Here is a 23,454-nt window from a genome sequence, read left to right on the forward strand (position 1 = left end):
TACTTCAAAATGTGGTTCATTTTTTATTGTATCAGAAAAGAAAACATTACACCAATCGATACACACAGTACCCTCCCAAACCCTCCCTACAGGGAGGGCTCCAAAGGGCGCTGCCCTCTGGACTCCCTTAACGGGGGAGATACGGGTTGTGTTCTCGGGTCGCTTTCGTTCCTGCGGAACACGCTGGATTGGTGTGCGTTGATGCGTTGAGATACTGTTGTGTTCTCGGGCCGCTTTCGTTCCTACGGAACACGCTTGAATTGTTGTGCGTTGGTGCATTGAGACGACTGTTGTGTTCTCGGGTCGCTTTGGCCCCTTCGGGACAAGCTTTACTTTGAGCGCACGGGGTTATGCTACTTTACTTCTTTACTGCTACTTTGCTACTTAGTGATTCTTTGTTGCAATTATGTTTGATTGGTTAAGGTGTTCTATGTATTACATTTCTAACATAGGCGTCCCTGCTAAGGGACGCCTATGTTAGACGAACGCGGGTAATTCTACCATATTCGGCCATGACCTTATGTAGTTAACATTTTTAAAAGCAGAAATGCATGAGATTCCACTATAAGTGGATTCAATACCTATAAAGAAAGGCACGCATAGTTATACGTGCCTGACTGCTATAGTTATTTGCTGTTTTCAACAAGGAAAGTAACTGTTTTTCTAACAAGCAAATCATGTTTAAGATCTTCAAGGTTTCCGTTCGCACTCAGAATCGCATGAAGCTCTTCAGGAGAACGTTGGTATGAAGGAGCAAGGTTGCTCAATTCAGCTTGGACTTCAGCTTCCGAAACATCCAAACCTTCTGCTTTGGCAATAGCTTCCAGAACCAGGTTGTTGCGAACGCGTTTTTCAGCGTCATCACGCATTTGGCCTCTCAGAGCCTCATCGTTTTGACCTGTAAACTGGTAGTACATTTCGATATTCATACCTTGTGTGCGAAGACGATTTTCGAACTCTTTAACCATTTGCGTGGTTTCGTTGTCGATCATCACAGGAGGAATGTCGATTTGCGCTGCCTCAGCCGCTTTTTCCACAACATCTGCTTCTTTTTTGCGCTCGATTTCAGCTGCTTTACGAACAGTCAGATTGTTTTTAAGATCGGATTTGAACTCTTCCAATGTTTCAAACTCACTGATATCCTTAGCAAACTCATCATCCAGAACAGGAAGATTTTTGCGTTTGATGTCATGCAATTCGATCTTGAAGATCGCTTCCTTACCTTGCAAATCTTCGGATTGGTAGTTTTCAGGGAAAGTTACAGTAATATCCTTCAACTCACCTTTGTTCAATCCTACAACTTGCTCTTCAAAGCCTGGAATAAAGCTGCCGCTTCCCAATTCAAGGGAATACTTCTCGGCTTTTCCGCCTTCAAATGCTACGCCATCAACAAAGCCTTCGAAGTCAATGGAAACTACGTCGCCATTTTCAGCTGGACCTTCTTCAAGAGGAACCAGTTCAGCGTGGCGCTTTTGCAGTTTGTCCAATTCAGCTGTAATTTCTTCTTCTGTAACTTCAGCTTCGCTAACTTCAAGCTCCAGACCTTTGTATTCGCCCAATTCTACTTCAGGCTTTACAATAACCTTTGCTTTGAATTTCAGGTTTTGGCCTTTAGCAAATTGTTCAACATCAACCTCTGGACGATCGACCGGGTGAATCCCAGTTTCTTCAACCGCTTCCACATAAGCCTCGGGAACAACGATATCCAATGCGTCCTGGTACAAGCTTTCAACGCCGAATTTCGCTTCAAAAATCGAGCGTGGCACTTTCCCTTTACGGAAGCCCGGTACATTTACTTTTTGAACTACTTTTTTGAATGCTTTGTCGAGAGCCGCAGCCACTTGATCTACTTCAACCTCAACATCAAGAACGCCTACGTTCTTCTCTATTTTTTCCCAGCTTGCTTTCATTTTATGCTTTCCCCTCCAAAAATTATCCATTACAAATCGATGTTTCCTTTAAGGTAAACACGAAATGCTGTTCCGGCAATATAACCATTCTATTATAACATATACTTTTCTTTTTTCAAGCAAAGTCCATAAAATCATTTAACAGGCCTTTGTGAAAAAAACTCTGCAGCAAATTGGAGAATGATCCGATAAGACTGCTCCCATTGAAACATCAGATCGTTCGTGATCCCGTAAAGCTCTAGCACTTCGTCCTTTGTGCCGCTGTTAAACACCCTATCAAGCAATACAAAATGCAGCGCGGCCGCCCACACATCAACACCGTCCCGATCCTGACGAAGAATCTGATTATAGGAAGCCGTTCCATAAATATAGGCAAGAAATTCATTCCAGGTCTCTTGAGCATAATAAAACAATGCTGGCTGGCTGATCTGGCTCATTTCCTGAAAACGTTCCATAATCTCATTTATGGGTGATGGAAAATCTTCAAAGCTTTTGGGGGTATCTTCCACATCCACAACGATCTTCTCTCCGTGCTTGTCCAGCGTAAGAGGTCCTGTAACGCCACGAAGCTTAAGGGTTTGCAGGCCTTTGTATTGAATTAAAGGATGCTGTTCATGAGCCGTCAGCCATTCTCCAATCCTGGTATCAATGGCGGGATGGTCGATGAAGGCCAGTTGATCCAACGCCAATAGCTGGTTTTCTAACGATTGCGGCTGCTGAAGCATATCAAGCAGCTTCTCTGCGTAACCACTGTCCGTCTTCGCTTTAATGGACAAATGCTGCCTGAGCAGATCCGCTTCAGTCAGATCGTCCTCTTCTTCCACGGTAGCAAAGTTTTCTTCCGGAAACATCGTCTGCAGCCACTCCAAAAGCGCCTGCCATTCTTCTTCAATCCTTGTATCCTGATGATGACAGGTCAGTAAAAAGCGCAGCTGTTGAATGGCCTCGCCATAGCGCTCAGTCTCCAGCATGCGGGTAAGCTCGAATTGGTAAAACTCGACGGTTTTAGGAAAAAGAATGACATTCTCGTTCGGCTTCTCGGACAAAAGCCCATCACCTCCTCCTCGGCTTTAATGTTGAGAGCAGTTTAACCGATTGGCCGATGGAATGCAAAATCTGTTATTAATAAGTATGCCTCATTATGTACTTCATAATTTCATGTCTATGATGATTTTACAAATTTGAACGGCTGACACCTCCTCGCAGTTTCTTGTTATTACCCCTCCTGGCATCAATTGAATATTCGACACTTGGAAATAACAAAAAACAACGGAAGGAATTCCCCCGCTGTCAAGGTGCTGCTCTATACAATTTTCATCGCTGCTTGAATCAATTTAGCTTTAATATCCGGATCGCGATCGATAAAAGCATACATTTTGTCTATGGTTTCCTTATTTTGCAAATAATCTTTTTCCGATTGAATCGCTTCATGTGACCATTCCAGCAACAGTTTTTCAGCTGCTCCCAAATCATTCAAAGCGGTATGAAGGCTTGTCTCTTCAATGAGCTCTTCAATTTTCTCTTGATTAACCACACCAAGGACTTTGACAACTGCCAGCTTATTTTGAAATGCCTCATTCGCTTTCTCAAAGCGTTCTTTGGCCTCTTTATATTCGCTTTGTGCCTTGGAGAATTTTGTTTTCCTCATAAGTAACCACCTCATCATTCTTGATCGAATCAGTTCACCCGGTGAGCATGTGCAAGTCGGAGCATGAACTGAAAACCTGTGTAATTTGTACTATCCGTCATACGGTTAGAGTGGGATAATTTCTCTCGTTCTATTCATGCGGAACGAAACCAATAATAAAGCACTAACGCATAGTTTAAACGGTATTTTGTTTTTTGTCTATCTTTTCCTCTTGCAAGGACAGACATTTTCTGATTTTATACCGCATAACCTTTATCATCTGCTGTCGCTGCCGAATGGCTGGTCATTCGCCAACACAAACAATCTAAGAGAGGATGAAGGCTATGTGCGGAATTACAGGATGGATTGACTGGCAAAAAGATTTAACGCAGTATCCGTCCGTTTTGGAGCAAATGACGTATACACTGCTAAATCGGGGACCCGATGCTTCCGGCACCTGGATCACCCAGCATTGTGCGCTCGGGCACAGACGTCTTAGCGTTATGGACCCAGCCAATGGGGCTCAACCGATGGTGCGCCATTATGGAGAAAACGTGTTTACTATTGTGTACAATGGAGAATTATATAATGCTCCTGAGTTAAAAAAAGAGCTTGAGCTTCGCGGTCATATTTTTCATACGACCTGCGATACAGAGGTGCTGCTCGTCTCGTACATTGAATGGGGTCGCTCCTGCGTTGATCGATTGAACGGAATATATGCTTTTGGCGTTTGGAATTCACTAGACCAATCGTTATTTCTCGTCCGTGATCGGCTGGGTGTTAAGCCGTTATTTTATTCTTATACGGATGGTCGACTGCTGTTTGGCTCCGAGCCCAAATCGATATTGGCCCATCCCGATTTTCCTGCGCAAATCAGTGGAGAAGGTCTTGCCGAGATCTTCGCTGTAGGTCCAGCACGTACTCCTGGCCACGGTATATACAGAAATATGTCGGAGCTGAAGCCAGGTCATTGGTTGAATATGGATCGTAATGGCATAAGCATACGTCCCTACTGGAAGCTGGAAAGCAAGCCGCATGAGGACGATATCGATACGACTGCACAGCGGATTCATGAATTGCTGCAGGACACCGTACAACGCCAAATGGCCTCCGACGTCCCCATCTGCACATTATTGTCCGGTGGACTCGATTCAAGCGCTCTAAGCGCGTTTGCAGCTAACTATAACAAAGAGAATAACTTGGGGCAGCTCCATACGTTTTCGATCGATTATGTGGATAATGCCAAATACTTCAAATCGAATGCATTCCAACCCAACTCTGATGCGCCATGGATTAATCGAATGACGGAGTTTCTCGGCAGTGAGCATCATTATCTTGAATTCGATACGCCTGAGCTGGTGGAATCGCTAAAAACCGCCGTTTTTGCTCGTGATTTACCCGGTATGGCCGACGTAGACGGCTCTTTATATTTGTTTTGCCGTGAAATTAAAAAGGCAGCTACCGTGGCCATCTCTGGAGAAGCGGCCGATGAAATCTTTGGCGGTTATCCATGGTTTCATAAGGAAGAAACACTGAAAGCCAATACGTTCCCCTGGTCCCTCGCTACCAAGGATCGGGTCAATTTGCTATCGGCCGACTTTCTGGACTGGGTAAAGCCTGAGCAGTATGTGCAGGAGCGGTACCGGCAAGCACTTTCGGAGGTACCGCGGCTATCCGGGGAAAATCATGATCAGAACCGGATGCGCGAAATGTCTTATTTAAATATAACCCGCTTTATGCCGACCTTACTCGATCGCAAGGATCGAATGAGCATGGCTGTAGGGCTGGAAGTGCGGGTACCTTTTTGCGACCATCGAATTGTCGAATACGTATGGAATATTCCATGGGAAATGAAATCGGCCGGCGACCGAGAAAAAGGTATACTGCGCAGAGCGCTGCGTGGCGTCCTGCCGGAGGACGTCTTGACACGTAAAAAAAGCCCTTATCCCAAGACACACAATCCGAGCTATCTGGAGGCTGTGCGTACTTGGGTACTCGACATTCTGAATGACTCGAGCTCTCCACTGCTCGCCTTTATCGATGTCGATAAAATTCGCGCTTTGGCCGAAGGAGATGCCAACCAGTTCAATCTGCCGTGGTTTGGGCAGCTGATGACAGGTCCGCAGCTATTTGCCTATTTGGCACAGGCAGATACTTGGCTAAGGCACTACAAGGTATCGGTTCGATAAAAAAACGTGGAGTGCAATGGCGAGAAATAGAAAAACAGGGCAGCTGCCGGGTTACTTCGGCTGCTGCCCCTTCATTTTATTATAATCAATTCATCTGAATTGAGGTTTACTGCTCAAGACTTCGATCAATCGCTTGCTTTAGGGATTGAAGCGCATGGCCGCGGTGGCTGATTTTGTTTTTTTGCTCACTGGACAGCTCAGCCATCGTTAGACCGTACTCCGGTATGTAGAACAGCGGATCATAACCAAAACCATGGTTCCCTCGAGGAGCACTTATGATTTGGCCTTCACATTCACCTTGCGCCTGTGCGATGATATGTCCAGTCGCATCCACCAGACATAACGCGCATACAAATCTTGCATGACTTAAATATTCGGGGCTGTGAGCAGTAATCGAGGCCGATACAGATTGTGCCAGCAAGGCTTGCAGCAGCTTGCTGTTATTCTGTTCGTCCGTCGCTCCCTCGCCAGCATAACGTGCCGAATAGACACCGGGCTCACCATTCAACACATCCACACACAGCCCTGAATCATCAGCAACGACCGGAACGCCCAATGACAAGGCTATTGTACGGGCTTTAATATAGGCATTATCGGCAAATGTAGCTCCGTCCTCAACGATCTCAGGCAGACCGCTGAAATCGCGCAGGCTTTTGATAGCGATATGCTCGTCTGCAAACATCGCTGCAAATTCTTTCACTTTGCCTTCATTGCTGGTGGCGACTATAATCTCAGTTCCGAGCAGCCGTTGCATGGGAAATCCTCCTGATTCGGGCTGAAATCTCCGGTCCGAGTGCCTCTTCCTGAGCAAGAATCATTTCCTGAATTCCCGACTCTGCGAGCTCCAGCAGCTCATTAAGCTCGTCCCGGGAAAATGGTGATTCTTCACCGGTTCCCTGTACCTCTACAAACTTGCCATCTCCGGTCATCACCACATTCATATCGACCTTGGCTTTGGAATCCTCTTCATAGTTCAGATCGAGGCAGGAATTTCCGTTCACGACTCCAACACTGACAGCGCCCAGAAAGTCCCTGATCGGATAGGTTTTGAGATTACGATCCTTGGCGAGCTTATCGATTGCAAAAGCCATAGCGATAAACGCTCCGGTTATTGAGGTGGTACGCGTACCTCCGTCCGCTTGAATCACATCACAATCCAGTGTAACCGAACGCTCTCCAAGCGCCTCCAGACTAACCACAGACCGAAGCGCACGCCCGATCAGGCGTTGAATTTCCATTGTGCGTCCACCAAGCTTGCCTTTAGCCGATTCCCGCTGGTTACGAACCTGGGTTGCCCTTGGAAGCATCGAATATTCCGCCGTAATCCAGCCTTTACCTTGTCCTTTCATGAAGGGCGGAACTCTTTCTTCAATCGTTGCGGTACAAATGACCTTGGTCTCCCCGACCTCGATAAATACCGATCCTTCGGCATGCTTATTATAATGCGTAGTTATCGCAGTAACTCTAGTTTGGTTATGCTGTCTGCCGTCGCTTCTCATTGTGAACTTGGTTCCTCCTTAAAATGACCCTAATTAACCTTACCCATTGTAACAGAGTCCAACAGGCAGTTCCAACAAAATAAGGGAGCCTGAGCTCCCTTATGGCTTGCTTCCTCATATTTTGGATGGATTGACCTCCGAAGGTCTGCTGACAGGCTTGCTGTAGCTTTGATTATCAGTAGTGCTGACCTTGGCATCTCCATTAACTGTGATTTGCACCTTGGTTGCGGCTCCTGCATTTTCTGTTAACGATAATACAACCGCCCTCATCGCATTGCCAGGAGCTTTTTTATCTGGACCCAGTACCTTATCTGAAAAATCAACCGTGATCAAATCACCGGCCTTTTGAATATGCTTGAGCTCTGATCCAGGCGTCATAACGGCAGAGAGCCCTTTCTTCTGATCAGGCCCAACAATAAGCTGCTCGATGACAGACTGCGCAATATTATCAGTACGTTTAATCATTCGTGTAACAGGAACGTAATAGCTGTACAGATCTTTATTTTGCCCCAGAAAATATAGGGTGACCGGTGTAGACTGACCATACTCCACACCGTCTTGCTTCTCCAGATTAATGCCAAACGCTCTCGTAAGCGGCTCGTCGAGCGGAGTGCCGCCTTGTGGCATTTCCTTTAACGCTTTCCCCTCGACACGCAGCTGCACTTTCTCAACAGAAGGAAATCCGGTTAGCGTCCATACGATGGCTTCTAATATTTTTCTTTCGTCTTGCAGATTATAATCCGTGAAGGCTTTGGACAAATCGACAACCGCAAGCTTCTGGTCCTTCACAATATTGATGCCTTTGACTGTTGTGCCCTTAGGTAAAATTCCTATAAAACCGGAAGGCATGTTTTTGGAGGCTGCGCTTCCCTCAACCATCGATTCCAATGCGGTTTTGGCCACCTCAACCGACTTTTCTACCTGCAAGGCAATAGGAGCGATAAAACCTTTGTCATCCTTGGCATAAACGGTGATTGCCGCAAGGTTCTGGGCAGGTTTGCTGCTGACCGGTTGGGTTACCGTAGGTGCTGCAGCAGGTTCGACACCCGTTGGTGGAGGGTCAATCGGCTGCGATTGTTCCTTCGTACCCAGCAGGGAACAGCCCGATGTCAGCAGTACAATTACGCTCGTCACAGCTGCCAATCGAATCCATGGATATTGTTTCATGATAGTTCCTCCTACGAATAAAATTGTTTGTCCAATTCTCTTATTCCCACTATACGAAGGACAGCCTTCTTTTATGACAACCTGTTTTGTGAATTATAAGACCGAACCGAGTATTGTATTGATTTTATGTATTGATTATTTTTATAATAGGTTATGATTATATGGATCTATGGGTACAAATCATTCGTAGTTCCAAAGTAATAAGAGTATGAGTCTCTCCCATACTAACGAGGTGATGACGATGCAGCCGAGCCCTTCTGGACATGACGTGTTTTTCCGTCAGTTATTTGATCAAAGCACCGACCTGATACAAGGCATTACACTTGATTATAATCTCGCCTATATTTCTCCATCCTGCTCAGCCTTACTTAAACGCTCTCCGGAGGACCTGCTTGGACAGCCCTGCTACAGTCATATATATGAAGACGATCTCATACGATTTCAACAAGCCGTTGAGCAGCTGATTCATGAGCAGGTCCCTTTACATGTCCAGTATCGATATGTGCAATCGAACGGTTCCGTGATATGGCTGGAAAGCAAGGGTTCACTCATTCAAATCGAACACAACCTGATCGGTGTCGGATTCATCACACGAGATATTAGCGGTCACAAGAGCATTGAAGAAAACCTTACCCAGATGGCCTATTATGATTCCTTGACCACACTGCCTAATCGCAGACTGTTTCAGGATCGTTATTACCAGTCACTGTTGGCTGCCAAAAGGTATCAACGCAAGATGGCCCTGCTCTACTTGGATTTGGATGATTTCAAGCTGATTAATGATCATTACGGCCATGCGGTTGGTGATGATCTGCTCAAAATGGTAGCAGCCCGTTTATCCCACTGTGTTCGGGACCCCGATACGGTTTGTCGTTTGGGTGGAGACGAATTCGTCATTTTGCTGCAGCAGTTTGAACAAAAAGAGGATATCGTGAAGGTCTCCGAAAGAGTGCTGGATGCGATTAGCAGCCGTTTTGTCATTCAACACCATGATATTTTTATTACCTGTAGTATGGGAGCCGCTTATTATCCACATGATGGTAGTGATGGCAGCGAGCTGCTCGATATGGCGGATGCCGCCATGTATCAAGCCAAAAAAAGCGGTAAAAACGATATTAAGCTATAAAAGATGTTCATTACGCACATAAGAATAGGAGAGATCCCGATGACCACACCCGTTCCCTATAACTTAAATTCAGCCAGTGTGGCCAATGCGGCCAAAAGCTGGTTGATCCAAAGAGGCGTACAAGTGACAGATATGGCAGAGCTAACTTATTTTCTGCAAAAGGATTACTATCCGACCTTGACGATGGAGCAATGCATCGAAAGCGTAAATGCCGTCATCGAAAAACGTGAGGTTCAAAATGCGATCCTGACTGGTATTCAGTTAGACATGCTCGCCGAGGAAGGCAAGCTCTTGCCTCCTTTACAGGAGATGATCGAGAACGATGAAGGGCTTTATGGATGCGATGAAATTCTGGCCCTTTCCATTGTGAATGTATATGGCAGTATCGGGTTAACAAATTTTGGATACATCGATAAGCTTAAGCCTGGTATTCTCAAGATGCTTAACGATAAGCATGGTGAACACAAGCATACATTTCTCGATGATATCGTAGGTGCTATTGCCTCTGCCGCCAGCAGTCGAATAGCCCATCGCAAACAGGCTGAGAAGGAAATCGATCAGCAAGCTGGAAATTAATTGATATTTGGGATTTAAACTCATGGTATTGAGCTGCTTGCTCACTTTCGTAATAGGAACCCAAAAAACACAGGACGCGCCTCCCGCTGGGGAAGATGCTTCCTGTGTTTTTTGAGTTGAGCTATGAAATCGCTTGAAAATGAACGATACCTTCCTGCTCTGAACGTTTCAAGGCTCCCTGATCCAGTAAATAAATCAGATGCGCCAACGTTTCAGACAAGGCAAAACGCAACTGATGAAGCGTAAGTCTCTCACCAAAGGCTTCCCGGCAAACCTCATACGTAGTCCGAGGCTCAGCTATTAAAGCTTGTCGCATCGTTGCAAGTCTTGCTTCGTGATGATCTATCAGTTCCAGTGTCCTGCGGGAAAACGTCTGAAACGGCTCACGATGCCCAGGATAAGCCCAAGCAACGTCGTAGCTGCTCATATGGTGAAGACTCTGCAAAAAACTCCCCAGCGGGTTCTCATCGATCCCTCCAGGCAAATAGCTGATATTCGGAGATATTTGTGGAATCACATGGTCCCCGCACAGCATCTCCTTCGTTTCCTCTCGGTAGAAGCATACATGACCTGCTGCATGACCTGGCGTATGTATCGTCTCATAGTCATGGTCTCCGAGCCGAATCAGCTCTCCAATAGGGATCGTCGTAACCTGCGGCTGCGGCGATACCATAGCAACAAATTCATCCATATGTGCTTGCATAGGCTGCAGAAGCTCGGCAGGCAGCCCATGAGCCTTGAACAAAGTCAGCAGCGAGTTGGTCATTGGCTGCCCTTCTCCCCACAGCAGCTGTACCTGCTCATAACCGATTGAAGACATGCGAACTGGCGCAGCAGAACGCTCCTGAAACCATCCTGTCAGCCCATAGTGGTCCGGGTGGTGATGAGTCAGCACAATTTGCTCGATATCGCGATAATGAATCCCAAGCTCCTGCAGCACCTGCTCCCAGCATTGCTCAGAAGCTTCTGTATGAAGGCCGGGGTCGATCAGCGTAAATCCATCCTTGCCGCGTATAAGATAGCTGTTCACCCACCGAAGCGGGAAAGGCAGCGGAATTTTGATTTGGTGTATCGCTTCATTATGTAATGTGATAACGCCCATGTGTTCCTATCCTTTCCGCCGTCCTACAAATATCATGCGCTTTGATTCAGTCTTTTCGTAAGGAGAAGCATCATAAGCTCCATACACATTCAAGACCTCAAGCCCAACACGATCCAACATGGTTAGGAAGGCTTCCTGATGATACAGCTTAACCTGCTCCAGATAAGAGCGATCCCGAGCCCCCGGCTCACTCACAACGATGGTTTTACGAACGAACCCATCCTCGATCTTTCGAGTTTCTTCTATCGTGCTGTTTCCTTCTGTTCGTTTTGAAAAAGGGACAAGGTTCCGTTCCACAAACTCCGGGTTCAAAAAGTCGATAATAAACTGACCTTGACCCGACGGTTTCAGAAGACGATAAATCTCTTGCAGCACCTTCTCATTCTCGGCATCCTCTTCAAAATAACCGAATGAAGTAAATAAATTAACGACAGCATCGAATTGCTGGTTGATCTGCACATCGCGCATATCCCCTTGAATCCATTGGACCTTCTGCTCCCTATCCAACCGAACAGCTTCCTTTAGCAGAACGCCAGACAAATCAATCCCCGTAACCTTATAGCCAAAATCAGTCAGGGCCATCGAATGTCTGCCCATTCCACAGCATAAATCGAGTACTTCAGCGCCTTGATCAAGCTTAAGCCATTCGATCATTCCCTTCACCTCATTATAGGCACCCTGCATATCACGATGCTTATACACAAGTAAATAGTCATCTCCAAAGCTTTTTTTATACCAATCTGACATGTATATTCTCCTTTGCTGCAAGCTCTCTATGGGAAGGTAATCCTTATCATCCTGCTTGACCTTATACAATCTTACCAAATTTTTATTAGCGAGTCACAACATACTGAAAAAAAGTAAGCTGCAAAGCAAAAATTCGCTCTTCGTATACTTTATTTTAAAATGAAATAAAGAATGCTATACTAACGAGGGAAATGTCAGGTCACCGTAATTAAATATCTTGGTTGTAGATTCCAACTTGTTGTATACTATAAGCCTATAAATATGCTTGGGATACTTGGGATTGGACGGGATAATCATGCAGCTTCTTGCAATTGAAGAACGAATTAACGGTCGTAAACATAAGGAAATTTATGATTGGATACGACGTCAGGATACGATTTCGAAAATCGATTTATTAGAACACAGCCAAATGACCGGAAGCACATTAACCAGGACATTGGAGGAGCTTACCGATCAAGGCTGGCTGCTCGAAGCAGGCTTTGGGGAATCCACCGGGGGCCGCAGGCCGATTCTGTATCAAACCAATCCAACAGCAGGTTATGTGTTTGGTCTTGATATTTCAAGAATGAACTCCAAATTAATACTATGCGACCTGCATATGAATAAGCTGGATAGCAGCAGCTGGACGATGGATGAAAGTATGACACCTGAGCATTTGCTGGAGCAGATTGCCAAGACCGCCTCCGCTATGCTGCGCGAACATGGTATTGAACCTGCGTCTGTACTGGGCATGGGCATTGGGGCAGTCGGCCCGCTGGACCGATTCTCGGGGGTCATTCTCGAAACGCTGTATTTTCCGGCTGAAGGCTGGCAGGATGTGCAGATCAGCAGCTATTTGCAGGCGCAGCTTGGATTTCCTGTCAGGCTGGATAATGGAGCTAATATGGCTATTATCGGGGAATCGTGGTCAGACCGAAATCGGGATTATCGGCATCTGCTGTATGTTCATCTGGGTGTCGGGATTCGCTCAGCCATGATGTCCAACGGTAAAGTCGTGTACGGCGCCGTTGATATGGAAGGCTCTATCGGCCAAATGATTATTCAGACGGATGGCCCCAGACTCGGTAAACGTGGAAATTACGGGGCTCTGGAAACCTTTGCTTCCATCCATGCTTTGGAGCAGCAAGCCCAATCACGTTTAAAGCAAGGCCGGGAAAGCGTGTTACGTAAGCTTGAATCCGATCCCGAGGCGATCAGCTTCGCTCATTTGGCCCAAGCTCTGCAGGAGCAGGACCCATTAACTGTGGAAATATTTACGCAATCAGCGACTTACTTTGGGATTGGCTTGTCCAATCTGCTCAATATTTTGCATCCCGAAAAGGTCATTCTGGGTGGATCGCTGGTCAGCAGCCATCCAAGCTTTTTTCATACGGCAACACGGGTCGCTATTCAAAATACATATCATTATCCAACGTATCAGGTTGTTTTTAGCCAAGGCCATCTGGGTGAGGAAGCTATCGTCACAGGGGCCGCTATATCCGTGATCAACCAATTGACAGAAATTTGATGAAGCCACTTTCTTTCTACCAAGGAGGACATACCTTATGAATGAACCACAAAAGCCATCCTGCTGCTCAACGAGCCGATCCGATGGAGAAACAAACACTGCATCACATTCATCTGACTCGCCCAGCAGCCCCTCAGCTTCATCTACGCAGTCTCAACCGGACAATTCTGTAGCTAAGCATAACAAGCCCATTGGATTCGAATCCATGGTCTATTTGCCTGGCGGCGAGTTTATGATGGGTACAGACGATCGCGAGGGCTTCCCTGACGATGGAGAAGGCCCTGTTCGCGCCGTTACTATTAAGCCCTTTTACATTGACCCCTATGCCGTTACTAACGCAGAATTCGGCGAATTTATTCGTTCTACCGGTTACAGAACTGAAGCGGAGCAGTTTGGTTGGTCTTTCGTATTTCATTTGTTCGTATCTCCTGAAACCGCTGCAAAAGTTAAGCATGTCGTACAGCGGACACCTTGGTGGTGGAATGTGGAAGGTGCTGACTGGGCGCACCCCGAGGGTCCCGATTCTTCTGTTGAAGACCGGCTGGATCATCCGGTGATCCATATTTCGTGGAACGATGCGGTCGCCTACTGCCGTTGGGCTGGCAAGCGACTGCCTACTGAAGCAGAGTGGGAATTTGCAGCCCGCGGAGGTTTGGTTCAAAAACGTTATCCATGGGGCGATTTGCTGAAGCCCGGAAGTGAACATCTGTGCAATATTTGGCAGGGAAAATTTCCGGACAAAAATAACTGCAGCGACGGGTATGCCGGCACAGCGCCCGTGCATGCTTTTCCACCGAATGGTTATGGCCTCTACAATGTTTCCGGCAATGTGTGGGAATGGTGTGGTGACTGGTTCAGTCCTACTTGGCACCTGACTGGCACGAAGGTGAATCCCACAGGGCCGCAGCACGGAACAAATCGTGTCATGAGAGGCGGCTCCTATTTGTGCCACAAATCGTATTGCAACCGTTACCGCGTAGCAGCACGCAGCTCCAATACACCTGACAGCTCAAGCGGCAATATGGGCTTCCGATGTGCTGCTGATGAACAGTCCGTTTACTCTAAGTGAAAAAGGGTAATCTATAGGGTAGGAGGGATTCGTGCCGTATGGAACTTTTTCTGATCGTTTTGCTGCTTCTTGCTTTAATTGGCGTATCGATGATTTTCAATCGTTTTGTGCCCTTTATCCCTGTTCCGTTAATCCAGGTAGCTCTGGGTGCCCTTGCAGCTGTTATTCCATGGGGTGTTCATTTTACCTTGAATCCCGAGCTGTTTTTTGTGTTATTTGTTGCTCCACTGCTGTTTAATGACGGAAAGCGGATACCGCGCGAAGAGCTTTGGAACCTGCGCGCCCCTATTTTATTGTTGTCCCTCGGTCTCGTATTTGCAACCGTGTTTGTTGGCGGCTACGTGATCCACTGGCTGCTCCCTGAGATCCCTTTATCGGCAGCATTCGCATTGGCAGCCATCTTATCACCGACGGATGCCGTAGCAGTAGGTGCTTTATCAGGAAAAATCCGGATGCCCAAAAAAATAACACATCTTCTTGAAGGTGAAGCCTTAATGAACGATGCTTCCGGGCTGGTAGCGTTCAAATTCGCAGTAGCAGCCACAGTCAGCGGTGTGTTCTCACTACCCGAAGCGACGGCCAGCTTCTTTCTGATTTCCATCGGTGGGCTATTATGCGGCTGTCTCCTGTCTCTGCTCATTATACGACTGCGCGTATTTCTTCGTCACCTGGGGATGGAAGATACTACCATACATATGCTGATCCAAATTTTAACTCCATTCCTGATCTATCTGGCTGCTGAGGAATTAGGTTTGTCCGGCATTCTTGCGGCTGTAGCGGGCGGGATTGTCCATGCCATTGAACGCGATCGTTCCGAATCCTCACTGATGGAATTAAAAATTGTTTCGGTCAGTACCTGGAGCATGATACTGTTTATTTTAAATGGACTTGTTTTTCTCATTCTTGGTCTGCAAATTCCGAACGTGGCCGAAATTGTCATCAAGGACTTAACCATCAGCAATGTCCAGATGCTTGTCTACATTCTTTTAATATCGCTAACGCTAGTCGTACTTCGGTTTGTTTGGGTGTATGGCTTTTGGCGAGCAGAATCGTCATTCAGCAAAAAAGAGCATATCGGGAAGCCGCAGCTCCGACCTGCTCTGCTGATAGCCATATCGGGTGTCAGAGGAACGATCACCTTAGCGGGAGCTTTTTCGATTCCCTTGTTTCTGAACGACGGAACCGCTTTTCCTGAACGTAACGTGATTATTTTCCTGGCCGCAGGCGTTATCCTTATCTCACTTATAACTGCAAGCGTCCTGCTGCCCCTGCTTTCAGACAAACCTGATACCGGCAAGGAACGCGATAAGCAGCGTTTGGAGCAGGATGCCAAGATCCAACTGTTAGAAGCAAGCATACATACCGTTAAGGAAGAAATTAACGAAGACAATAAAGATGCAGCTTTGTCGCTCATCTCCGATTACAACAAGCACATTCAGCAAATTCGCAGTGACGGGCTGGCAAGCCAAATCCAATTCCGCAAAATGGAGCGTGAAATTCGGTTGATCGCCTTGAATGCGGAGCGTCGAGAGGTCAAACGTTTGGTCGACGAAGGTACGCTTAACCAAGAGGCTGCTTATACACTGAGTCTGCTCCTGAATCGTTCAGAAATGCTTGTAACCCGCCGCTTGCAATATATTCTCAGACTGTTTCTGGTTATGCTGAAGCGTTCGATCTGGAAATTATTTGGCGGAGGCCGGAAAATGTCAGAACCTCTCCCCATCGAGCAATTTGAAATACTGAAAGCTGCCAAACTGTTGACTTCAAAAGCAGCTATCACCGCGATCCAGAACTATATAAACAGTGAAAATAAAGATGCAGCGCATGAGGTTATTTCGAATTACAGACAACACATGCAAAAATTGAATAGTATATTCAAACCCGCACCTTCCTACGAGGATTTTAAAAAGCATAAAAAGGAACTGCAATTCAAAGCGATTCAGTTAAACCGCAATAACATCCAAAGCATGTTTCAAAACGGCGATATTAATCGCGGTCTCGCTACGCAGCTGCGACAGTTCGTCAGCTTTCTGGAGGTTTCCATATTGGTCGATGAAGAGATTGATTGAAGGAGAGTGTGCTGAAGAAGTGCAGCTGCGCGGCCGAGATGTTCCTCCAATCGCTGTTGTTCCCAGAGATTTTGATTGAATAAAATATGTAGCGGTAAAATTCCGGGAACAAAGGCGAACGCTTACGCTTCTGCAGAACACCTCGACCGCTCCGCCCATACTACATCACACTCTAAAGATGGATAAAAAAGCAAGCAGCCTGTTACATGAATTCGTAACAGGCTGCTTGCTTTTACACTCTAAACTGGAAATCCAATAAACTCTCAAAGAAATAAATTCATTTATAACGAACTAAGCTGTCGAAGCCTCGTCATCCTTAACATCCCCGTGCAGCTCCTGAAACAGCTGGACGAACTTGGCGTGCTTGCGCAGCGATTTTTCATGAATCAGGTTCAGCTTGCCATTGTCCAATTGACCAAAGCGCTCGATAAGCTCTTCATTCTCCTGTGACCAATCAAAGCCGTCAAATACGCGCAAACATGTGGTCCAGTTCTTCACATACTTGCCTTCCTGGAACAAATATCCATTGGCGTACAAGGCGATGCTTTCCTGCATGGCACGGCTGGACGAGCTGTATTGCGGCAGTCCCGGTTGCTCCGGCATTAACGGAAGCAGTGTGGTGAAGAACTGATGCAAAATCTCGATATAGGTGGACGGATCTTGGCGAATTTTACGAGCCAACTCGTAGGAAGGCTGCATTTTACCTGTCAACAGCATCGTTGCCGTAGAGTACAGCCAGCTGAACGAAGTGAAATTTTTATTATAGGAAGTCAAATTCGCACGGCGTTCTACGCCAGCTCCTTTTAAGAACACATTATGATCGACGACCTGCTGAATAACCAGATTTAATGGATCGATACTGTCAAACGAATGACCCAATTCTTTACTTACGAGCTGTACCTTGGAGTTAATGTCACCGAACAGCTGCTTCTCTTCTTCTTCACTCAAACCAATATAGATTTGTACAGCGAGCTCGCTCTCCAGCAATTCCAAACGACGACGTTCTAGCTGCTCGACAAGACCTTGCTGCTGCTCCAAATCCAAAGTAATTTCTTCGTTGTCCGGATTACGGCGCTGTTTGATACGAAGTGCAGTGATCTTTCTTTCGTGACTGCGCACTTCTTTGATCATTTGCTCATTCACGTATCCAAGGGCAAGAATCCGGTGCTGTCCATCCAAAATGCTCAGTTTGGAGCCAGGACGCAGGTAAAGTCCATTATCTGCTTTAGCCAGCGAGCTGACCTCACGCAATGACAAGGTTACTGGACCAAAAAACACACGGTCCAAATCTCTTTCCTGCAAATAATTAGCTATCTTTCTCCGCTGTCCCCCGCTCAGCTTCCGCTGTACCATGGGATCAATCGAAGTGTAGTTCAAAATATCTTGTACCTGTATTGCAACCGTTGCGAGTCCAAAGTTCTCACAGAACGGGAAAATCGTCATATTCAAGCACAATCCATCCATTACATTGCATCCTCCTTAGCTTTGTCCAACAGCTCATCCTCGCGGATCAGAAACAAGTGATGCTCCTGATAAAAGTCTTTAATGTATTGGTAAGCCTTCATAATACGTGAACGTCTTGGCAAACGGTCTTTCTCATCGCCCACAAAAATAGCGTTCCAATCAATATGAGGCAATATTTTCATCGCATACTCCAGTGCATACCGGTTAAAGCTTCCCGTCTTGGTTGCTTCACCATGGAATACCATAGCCATCGCGATTTGCATATTTTCCGTCCAACACAGCTCACCCTTTTCAGGATCCGGCAAATAACGAAGCAATGCATCAAAATAATAGGAAGCCAGCTTCTGCAATTCCTCAATGTCCTTCGGTTGGAAGTAATATCCGTTGTTACGTGCTGCTGATTTCAAACGACCCTCAAATAAACCTACCAAAATTTCAACAAGCAAATGATAAGAGAACAAAAACTCAGGTCCTTTGCCGCGTTCAGTAAACATATCTACCGAAATCTGTTTCATCGCAGGATCCTGCTCGGCAATTTGAGTAGCCAGAACGTGATAGAATCTACGCTGCTCTCTCAGTACTGCCAGATTACCGCCGATTTTACGTGGAAGCTTGTTAATATCAGAGAAAAGCTGGCGTTCCTGACGTGCATTAATATCGAGATAAATCATCGTAGACATCGGGAACGAATACAGCTTGCTCAGCTTCTCGGATATTTCCTCCATTCGGTCATATTCGCGGCGATCCTTTGCACGAGTCATGTTGCTTTGGAGGGTTTCCATTAAACGACGAAAAGCGGCCAAACGATGCTGCCCATCTACCACGTACAGCTTTTCAATTGCTTGTAAGCGGTAAACTTTATTTTCGGCATCATATTCTCCAGCACCTCTAGCAGAAAGAATAATACCCGGAAAGTAAATTCCTTGCTTGTGCTCCAGGAAGAGCATGATATAGTCAATCAGCTTTGATAAATTTTGGGGAACTAATGAACGTTGAACCTCCAAATCTACTTCGTATATGGAAAACAGCTTGCTCATCGGTAATGTCGTAGTTAGTGTTGTCTGACCAAATGTCCTCGATGCGGCACCGGGTATCTCGATATACGAGGACGTCTTTTGCCCTGCCAAAAGCTCTGACAGAGATGAAATCGTATCCATTCTTTTTCCTCCTTATAGTCAACCATTATCTTTGTAAGTATTTTACTATAAAACACTGATATAAGTACATTATACACTGAAAAATCACCAAACATTCAACTTTTGATAGAAAATTCCCGCATTTATGCCTGTTTTTATTATGATTTTAACCAAATTGACTATTTTAGACGCTTATTCACATTATTGAGATGTCAAATTAATGAAAAAATCCTTTAAATTAATGCAAGATGGCAAGGACGGCTTCAAGAGACTGCGGCTCGATTCGCTGGATAAGATCACCATATTCCGCTAACCGCTGCTCAATTGTGTGCAGCGTGAAGTCCTCGATACGGCAATGATTTCTCAGTTCTTCCCACTTAAGTGGTGTAGACACGGTTGCCGCTGAACGGGCCCTGGGTGTATAAGGAGCCGACATGGTTTTACCCTGCCAGTGCTGCAGGTAATCAACATAAATTAAATTCCCGCGATTTTTCTTCAGTCGCTCTATCGTGAATAAGTCTGGATACTTCTTAGTTAAATAATTACCCAAAAAATGCCCAACCAATCGCAATTGTTCAAAGGTATAACGTCCGTGCTGAATAGGGATTACGATTTGAATGCCAGTTGCCCCTGAGGTTTTGGGTATGGATTCAATGCCCATCGTACTCAAGGCCTCGCCAACCAAAAGCGCCGCGTGCATGATGCGGGGCTCGACCTCCACAGAGGGATCAAGATCCACAATCCATTCCGCTGGCAATTCATCGGAAGTATAGTGAAAGGATGTATGAAATTCGAGGCAAGCCAAATTGCCGAGCCAAATGAGAGTCGGCAAAGAGTCCAGATTGACATAGGTAATGTCCTGCAGGGTCGCTGTATGAACAAAGGAAGGAGTCGGTTTGGGGACCGCTTTTTGATAAAAGGATTTACCATCCACACCGTTCGGAAAGCGGATGGTTGTCAGGTAACGGTTCTTACAATAGTGAAGTAAATAGGGAGCCAGAATGGTCAGCTTTTGCAAATACTCCAGCTTGGTGATTCCAGCATTTGGCCACAATAATTTTTCTGGGTTGGTGACCGTAATTTCGTGCCCTTCTATAAGCACAGTACCTTTAATGGATGCTCCCACTTCAAACCCCTCTTCCACATATACTGCTGAAAATCATGATAGCACTTTAACTTTCTTTTTTGGCTTCTTATCTGTTTTCCCCTCGTCATCAGACGTCTTGACCGCTTCCAGACTGGCTTGCAGAGCGGACATCAGATCAATGACATTGGTACGTGGCTGCTCCGGCGCAATCTTCACCTCTTCGCCAGCGATTTTGTGCTGGATTGCATCCAACAAGGCGGCTCGGTAGTCATCTTTATACTTTTCAGGCTCAAAAGGAGAGGTCAGCTGTTCAATCAGCATCTTGGCCATCGTTAACTCTTTATCATTCACTTGAATTTGTTCAGGCAAATTAGGAATCTGCGCGATGGAGCGAATCTCATCAGGGTAGTAAATAGTTTCCATAACTAAACAACGGTCAATAACGCGTATGCAGGACAAGCTGCTTTTGGAGCGGATGGAAACCTTGGCAATCGCGATTTTCCCTGTTTGTCGAAGCGATTCCAGCAGCAGATTGTACGCATTAGCACCTGTGTCACCAGGGGACAAATAATAGGTTTTTTGAAAATAAATCGGGTCGATCTCATCAAGCGCGACAAAATCCAGAATTTTGATTTCCTTATTCACTTCGCCATTCAGACTGTCCAGTTCATCTTTATCAAACAACACAAACCGTCCCGATTCGTACTCATAACCACGGGCAATTTCTTCCCATTCCACCTCTATATCACATGTCGGGCATTTACGCACATAAGAAAGCGGTGTGGAGCATGTCTTATGGATATAACGCATGGAAATCGATTTATCCTCCGTAGCGGTAAACATCTTCACAGGCACATTAACGAGCCCAAAGCTGATCGAGCCTTTCCATAACGTCTGCATGGTGGTCCCTCCTAAATCTAATTGCCCTTAGTATGCCTTTCTTTCACTTTAAGTATGAACTCCATAACGAAAACAAGATTCGTTAATGAAACGGCTTCATCTCGGAGATAATTAATAATGTAAGGCATTTTAAATCCGTTCGGAGGATTATGATGATCATGACACCCGTTATTCCGTTTGAACCGATATCGACTGACAAGATTCCTCAGGGCGAGTCATGGATTGCACAAATCAAATGGGACGGGGTTCGTATGCTCACCTATTTTAATGGGCAGGACGTAAAGCTCTTCAATCGCAAGCTGAACGATCGCACCCCACAATATCCCGAGCTGTTGACGATTTCATCCTACTGCGATGCACAATCAATCATTCTGGATGGGGAAATTATTGCATTTGATCACAATAAACCGTCGTTCCACGAAATTATGAAAAGAGATCAAACACGTAAAGCAAACCGTATCGAATACATACAAAATCAGGTTCCCGTCGTCTATATGATATTTGATATTATTTTTTTTAATGGTGAATGGGTTACCGCCAAAGCTTTACAGGAGCGGCAGCAAATTTTATCGAACCTAATTGTACAAAATGACCTCATTCAGCTGGTACAAAATCATTCAGATCCAGAACGATTGTTTGAGGTTGTCAAAGTTCATGGACTTGAAGGAATTGTATGCAAGGACCTTAACAGCACCTACACCCTGGATGGCAAGGATCAGCGATGGCAGAAGAAAAAGAACTACAAGGATGTAATTGCTGTCGTAGGTGGAGTCACCTTGCGCTCTGGAGTCGTGAACTCCTTGCTGCTTGGATTGTACAATGAGCAAAAGCTTGTCTATATCGGGCATGCAGGGGCTGGCAGGCTGTCCAACAACGAATGGCTTCAATTTACGGATTTGATTCAACCGCTTATCCAGACGGAGCGTCCTTTTATCAATAAGCCTGAACGGAGTCGAGAGGCGATTTGGATCCAGCCTGTTATTACTGTAAAAATTCAATTTATGGATTGGACCCCTCATTTCATTTTAAGGCAACCGAGCATCCAATCCTTTGTTACTGTACCACCTGAGGAATGTACGTTTGAATCGGAATGAGGAGATTAACATGATCTATGTTGGCTGTCATGTCAGTATACGGGGAGGATATTTGCAAGCAGCCAAAATGGCGTCTCAAATCGGAGCGTCCTCCTTTCAATATTTCCCCAAAAACCCAAGAAATCTTGCCATCAAATCGTTTAATCTACACGATGCCGAGGCATGTGCGAGGTTCTGCCATGAGAATGGCTTGCTTTCTATTGGACATGCTCCTTATCCATTAAATCTGGCTGTTGAAGAGGATATGAGCGAAGTGATGCTCAAGGCGATTCTTAACGGGTTGGACATTACCAATAGCTGCGGTTCGATAGGCTTGGTCGTGCATTTTGGAAAATACCGCGGAGCAGACCCCTTGCAAGGCTATAAAAATATTATATCTTTGCTCAACAGGACACTGCGGCACTGGCATGGCAAGGCTTGCATTTTGTTGGAAAACCAAGCCGGAGAAGGCACGCGAATGGGTACAACCCTGGAGGAGCTGGTGCAGATCAGGAATCTGTCGGAGTATCCCGATAAAATCGGCTTTTGCCTGGACACCTGTCATGCATTTGCGAGCGGTTTGTGGACTGGAGATAACTGGAATGATGTAGCGCGGAAAGGAGCAGAGCTTGAATATTTTGATCATTTAAAGGCTGTTCACTTAAATGATTCGATGTATGCTTCCGGTTTAAGGCGTGATCGGCACAGCAATATCGGTAAGGGGCACATCGGCGAAGCACCGACCAAACAGCTCTTGCATGCTTCTGTCCTGCAAGGTCTGCCATTCGTATTGGAAACGCCGACACAAAATGGCTCTCATCAATTGGAGATTTCTTATGTGCAGTCACTTCTGAATCTAAGCTAATCGAAAAAGCCCTCAGATTGAAGAGGGCTTACATGGAATTTGATGAGACGCAGCATCAGTCTAAATCATTTTGTGATTACGTTGGTCTGACGGGAATTTCCATAATGTTCAGTGTGTCCAGTGTGTCCGGTATGCCCATGATGTGTTGTGCCTGCCATGAGTCCATGGAAATGCTTTGCTCTTTCCAAATGGTGGGCTTTTAATTGGTCGTGGTAATGATGCATCTTCATATGCCAATCATACATTTGCTTGTGATAGGCAGCGTGATCATGTGTATACATAGGCATTGGATCATGAGTAAAAGACATTTCGATAACCACTCCTCGAATTATTGTTGTTTA

At 45.8% G+C, this 23,454-nt stretch carries 21 protein-coding genes; 8 read left to right on the forward strand and 13 right to left on the reverse strand.

What is annotated here, in order from left to right; genetic code table 11:
- Positions 1–626: 626 nt before the first annotated feature.
- From tig to LRL21_RS03710, 3 genes are all read right to left on the reverse strand, one after another.
- Complete coding sequence (gene tig, locus LRL21_RS03700) at positions 627–1,910, reverse strand: trigger factor (protein WP_240414409.1); 1,284 nt, start codon at positions 1,908–1,910, stop codon at positions 627–629.
- 134 nt (positions 1,911–2,044) lie between these two features.
- Positions 2,045–2,956, reverse strand: a complete 912-nt coding sequence (locus LRL21_RS03705) for a hypothetical protein (RefSeq protein ID WP_240414410.1) — start codon at positions 2,954–2,956, stop codon at positions 2,045–2,047.
- Between the two features lie 257 nt (positions 2,957–3,213).
- On the reverse strand, positions 3,214–3,558 hold the full coding sequence (locus tag LRL21_RS03710) for a hypothetical protein (RefSeq protein WP_076231446.1): 345 nt from the start codon (positions 3,556–3,558) through the stop codon (positions 3,214–3,216).
- A 323-nt stretch (positions 3,559–3,881) separates the two neighbouring features.
- Here LRL21_RS03710 and asnB point away from each other — a divergent pair, with 323 nt between their 5' ends.
- Positions 3,882–5,726 (forward strand): asparagine synthase (glutamine-hydrolyzing), encoded by a 1,845-nt coding sequence (gene asnB / locus LRL21_RS03715; RefSeq protein WP_240414411.1) that lies wholly within the window; start codon positions 3,882–3,884, stop codon positions 5,724–5,726.
- Between the two features lie 106 nt (positions 5,727–5,832).
- Here the strand turns inward: asnB and LRL21_RS03720 are convergent, their stop codons facing one another.
- From LRL21_RS03720 to LRL21_RS03730, 3 genes are all read right to left on the reverse strand, one after another.
- Positions 5,833–6,480 carry an XTP/dITP diphosphatase gene (locus LRL21_RS03720; RefSeq protein ID WP_240414412.1) on the reverse strand — a complete coding sequence of 216 codons (648 nt, stop codon included), beginning with the start codon at positions 6,478–6,480 and terminating at the stop codon, positions 5,833–5,835.
- A complete protein-coding gene (gene rph, locus LRL21_RS03725) occupies positions 6,458–7,225 on the reverse strand; it encodes a ribonuclease PH (protein WP_240414413.1) in 768 nt (255 codons plus the stop codon). Before rph ends, LRL21_RS03720 begins: the two co-directional genes overlap by 23 nt.
- 114 nt (positions 7,226–7,339) lie before the next feature.
- Positions 7,340–8,392 carry a GerMN domain-containing protein gene (locus LRL21_RS03730; RefSeq protein WP_240414414.1) on the reverse strand — a complete coding sequence of 351 codons (1,053 nt, stop codon included), beginning with the start codon at positions 8,390–8,392 and terminating at the stop codon, positions 7,340–7,342.
- 241 nt (positions 8,393–8,633) lie between these two features.
- On the opposite strand from LRL21_RS03730, the gene LRL21_RS03735 reads away from it, so the two are divergent.
- A complete protein-coding gene (locus tag LRL21_RS03735; protein WP_240414415.1) occupies positions 8,634–9,518 on the forward strand; it encodes a sensor domain-containing protein in 885 nt (294 codons plus the stop codon).
- A 39-nt stretch (positions 9,519–9,557) separates the two neighbouring features.
- Entirely contained in the window at positions 9,558–10,094 is a 537-nt protein-coding gene (locus LRL21_RS03740; protein WP_240414417.1) for a phosphatidylglycerophosphatase A family protein, read from the forward strand.
- 121 nt (positions 10,095–10,215) lie between these two features.
- Here LRL21_RS03740 and LRL21_RS03745 read toward each other — a convergent pair whose 3' ends face one another.
- On the reverse strand, positions 10,216–11,196 hold the full coding sequence (locus tag LRL21_RS03745) for an MBL fold metallo-hydrolase (RefSeq protein WP_240414418.1): 981 nt from the start codon (positions 11,194–11,196) through the stop codon (positions 10,216–10,218).
- 6 nt (positions 11,197–11,202) lie between these two features.
- Complete coding sequence (locus LRL21_RS03750) at positions 11,203–11,943, reverse strand: class I SAM-dependent methyltransferase (RefSeq protein WP_240414419.1); 741 nt, start codon at positions 11,941–11,943, stop codon at positions 11,203–11,205.
- A gap of 295 nt (positions 11,944–12,238) precedes the next feature.
- On the opposite strand from LRL21_RS03750, the gene LRL21_RS03755 reads away from it, so the two are divergent.
- From LRL21_RS03755 to LRL21_RS03765, 3 genes are read left to right on the forward strand one after another with little or no spacing between them, the layout of a single operon-like run.
- A complete protein-coding gene (locus LRL21_RS03755; RefSeq protein ID WP_240414420.1) occupies positions 12,239–13,450 on the forward strand; it encodes an ROK family protein in 1,212 nt (403 codons plus the stop codon).
- A 37-nt stretch (positions 13,451–13,487) separates the two neighbouring features.
- On the forward strand, positions 13,488–14,519 hold the full coding sequence (locus LRL21_RS03760; protein ID WP_240414421.1) for a formylglycine-generating enzyme family protein: 1,032 nt from the start codon (positions 13,488–13,490) through the stop codon (positions 14,517–14,519).
- Between the two features lie 38 nt (positions 14,520–14,557).
- The gene (locus LRL21_RS03765; RefSeq protein ID WP_240414422.1) at positions 14,558–16,588 is read left to right on the forward strand and encodes a Na+/H+ antiporter; all 2,031 of its coding nucleotides are present in this window, start codon (positions 14,558–14,560) and stop codon (positions 16,586–16,588) included.
- A 291-nt stretch (positions 16,589–16,879) separates the two neighbouring features.
- Here LRL21_RS03765 and LRL21_RS03770 read toward each other — a convergent pair whose 3' ends face one another.
- The 4 genes from LRL21_RS03770 to ku all read right to left on the reverse strand — a co-directional run bounded on the left by LRL21_RS03770 (position 16,880) and on the right by ku (position 21,175).
- Positions 16,880–18,052: a DNA sulfur modification protein DndB gene (locus LRL21_RS03770; protein WP_240414423.1), complete on the reverse strand. Its 1,173-nt coding sequence runs from the start codon at positions 18,050–18,052 to the stop codon at positions 16,880–16,882.
- A complete protein-coding gene (locus LRL21_RS03775; protein WP_240414424.1) occupies positions 18,052–19,209 on the reverse strand; it encodes a DGQHR domain-containing protein in 1,158 nt (385 codons plus the stop codon). Before LRL21_RS03775 ends, LRL21_RS03770 begins: the two co-directional genes overlap by 1 nt.
- Before the next feature lie 217 nt (positions 19,210–19,426).
- Complete coding sequence (ligD, locus tag LRL21_RS03780; RefSeq protein ID WP_240414425.1) at positions 19,427–20,314, reverse strand: non-homologous end-joining DNA ligase; 888 nt, start codon at positions 20,312–20,314, stop codon at positions 19,427–19,429.
- A 33-nt stretch (positions 20,315–20,347) separates the two neighbouring features.
- Complete coding sequence (ku, locus tag LRL21_RS03785) at positions 20,348–21,175, reverse strand: non-homologous end joining protein Ku (RefSeq protein WP_240414426.1); 828 nt, start codon at positions 21,173–21,175, stop codon at positions 20,348–20,350.
- Positions 21,176–21,327: 152 nt separating this feature from the next.
- Here ku and LRL21_RS03790 point away from each other — a divergent pair, with 152 nt between their 5' ends.
- Together LRL21_RS03790 and LRL21_RS03795 are read left to right on the forward strand one after the other, a co-directional pair.
- Positions 21,328–22,269 (forward strand): ATP-dependent DNA ligase, encoded by a 942-nt coding sequence (locus tag LRL21_RS03790; protein WP_240414648.1) that lies wholly within the window; start codon positions 21,328–21,330, stop codon positions 22,267–22,269.
- Positions 22,270–22,282: 13 nt separating this feature from the next.
- Positions 22,283–23,113, forward strand: a complete 831-nt coding sequence (locus LRL21_RS03795) for a deoxyribonuclease IV (RefSeq protein ID WP_240414649.1) — start codon at positions 22,283–22,285, stop codon at positions 23,111–23,113.
- A gap of 65 nt (positions 23,114–23,178) precedes the next feature.
- Here the strand turns inward: LRL21_RS03795 and LRL21_RS03800 are convergent, their stop codons facing one another.
- Positions 23,179–23,421 (reverse strand): hypothetical protein, encoded by a 243-nt coding sequence (locus tag LRL21_RS03800; RefSeq protein ID WP_240414427.1) that lies wholly within the window; start codon positions 23,419–23,421, stop codon positions 23,179–23,181.
- Between the last annotated feature and the right edge of the window lie 33 nt (positions 23,422–23,454).

The organism is Paenibacillus periandrae, from assembly GCF_022458865.1.
Classification (GTDB): domain Bacteria; phylum Bacillota; class Bacilli; order Paenibacillales; family NBRC-103111; genus Paenibacillus_S; species Paenibacillus_S periandrae.

Excerpts from the sequence above, each read along its gene's own strand:
- asnB (WP_240414411.1), top strand. The coding sequence starts at position 3,882 with ATGTGCGGAATTACAGGATGGATTGACTGGCAAAAAGATTTAACGCAG.
- LRL21_RS03735 (WP_240414415.1), top strand. The coding sequence starts at position 8,634 with ATGCAGCCGAGCCCTTCTGGACATGACGTGTTTTTCCGTCAGTTATTT.
- LRL21_RS03760 (WP_240414421.1), top strand. The coding sequence starts at position 13,488 with ATGAATGAACCACAAAAGCCATCCTGCTGCTCAACGAGCCGATCCGAT.
- LRL21_RS03740 (WP_240414417.1), top strand. The coding sequence starts at position 9,558 with ATGACCACACCCGTTCCCTATAACTTAAATTCAGCCAGTGTGGCCAAT.
- tig (WP_240414409.1), bottom strand. The coding sequence starts at position 1,910 with ATGAAAGCAAGCTGGGAAAAAATAGAGAAGAACGTAGGCGTTCTTGAT.
- LRL21_RS03770 (WP_240414423.1), bottom strand. The coding sequence starts at position 18,052 with ATGGATGGATTGTGCTTGAATATGACGATTTTCCCGTTCTGTGAGAAC.
- LRL21_RS03775 (WP_240414424.1), bottom strand. The coding sequence starts at position 19,209 with ATGGATACGATTTCATCTCTGTCAGAGCTTTTGGCAGGGCAAAAGACG.
- LRL21_RS03765 (WP_240414422.1), top strand. The coding sequence starts at position 14,558 with ATGGAACTTTTTCTGATCGTTTTGCTGCTTCTTGCTTTAATTGGCGTA.
- ku (WP_240414426.1), bottom strand. The coding sequence starts at position 21,175 with ATGCAGACGTTATGGAAAGGCTCGATCAGCTTTGGGCTCGTTAATGTG.
- LRL21_RS03720 (WP_240414412.1), bottom strand. The coding sequence starts at position 6,480 with ATGCAACGGCTGCTCGGAACTGAGATTATAGTCGCCACCAGCAATGAA.
- LRL21_RS03755 (WP_240414420.1), top strand. The coding sequence starts at position 12,239 with ATGCAGCTTCTTGCAATTGAAGAACGAATTAACGGTCGTAAACATAAG.
- LRL21_RS03745 (WP_240414418.1), bottom strand. The coding sequence starts at position 11,196 with ATGGGCGTTATCACATTACATAATGAAGCGATACACCAAATCAAAATT.
- LRL21_RS03750 (WP_240414419.1), bottom strand. The coding sequence starts at position 11,943 with ATGTCAGATTGGTATAAAAAAAGCTTTGGAGATGACTATTTACTTGTG.
- LRL21_RS03710 (WP_076231446.1), bottom strand. The coding sequence starts at position 3,558 with ATGAGGAAAACAAAATTCTCCAAGGCACAAAGCGAATATAAAGAGGCC.
- LRL21_RS03800 (WP_240414427.1), bottom strand. The coding sequence starts at position 23,421 with ATGTCTTTTACTCATGATCCAATGCCTATGTATACACATGATCACGCT.
- LRL21_RS03730 (WP_240414414.1), bottom strand. The coding sequence starts at position 8,392 with ATGAAACAATATCCATGGATTCGATTGGCAGCTGTGACGAGCGTAATT.
- LRL21_RS03790 (WP_240414648.1), top strand. The coding sequence starts at position 21,328 with ATGATCATGACACCCGTTATTCCGTTTGAACCGATATCGACTGACAAG.
- rph (WP_240414413.1), bottom strand. The coding sequence starts at position 7,225 with ATGAGAAGCGACGGCAGACAGCATAACCAAACTAGAGTTACTGCGATA.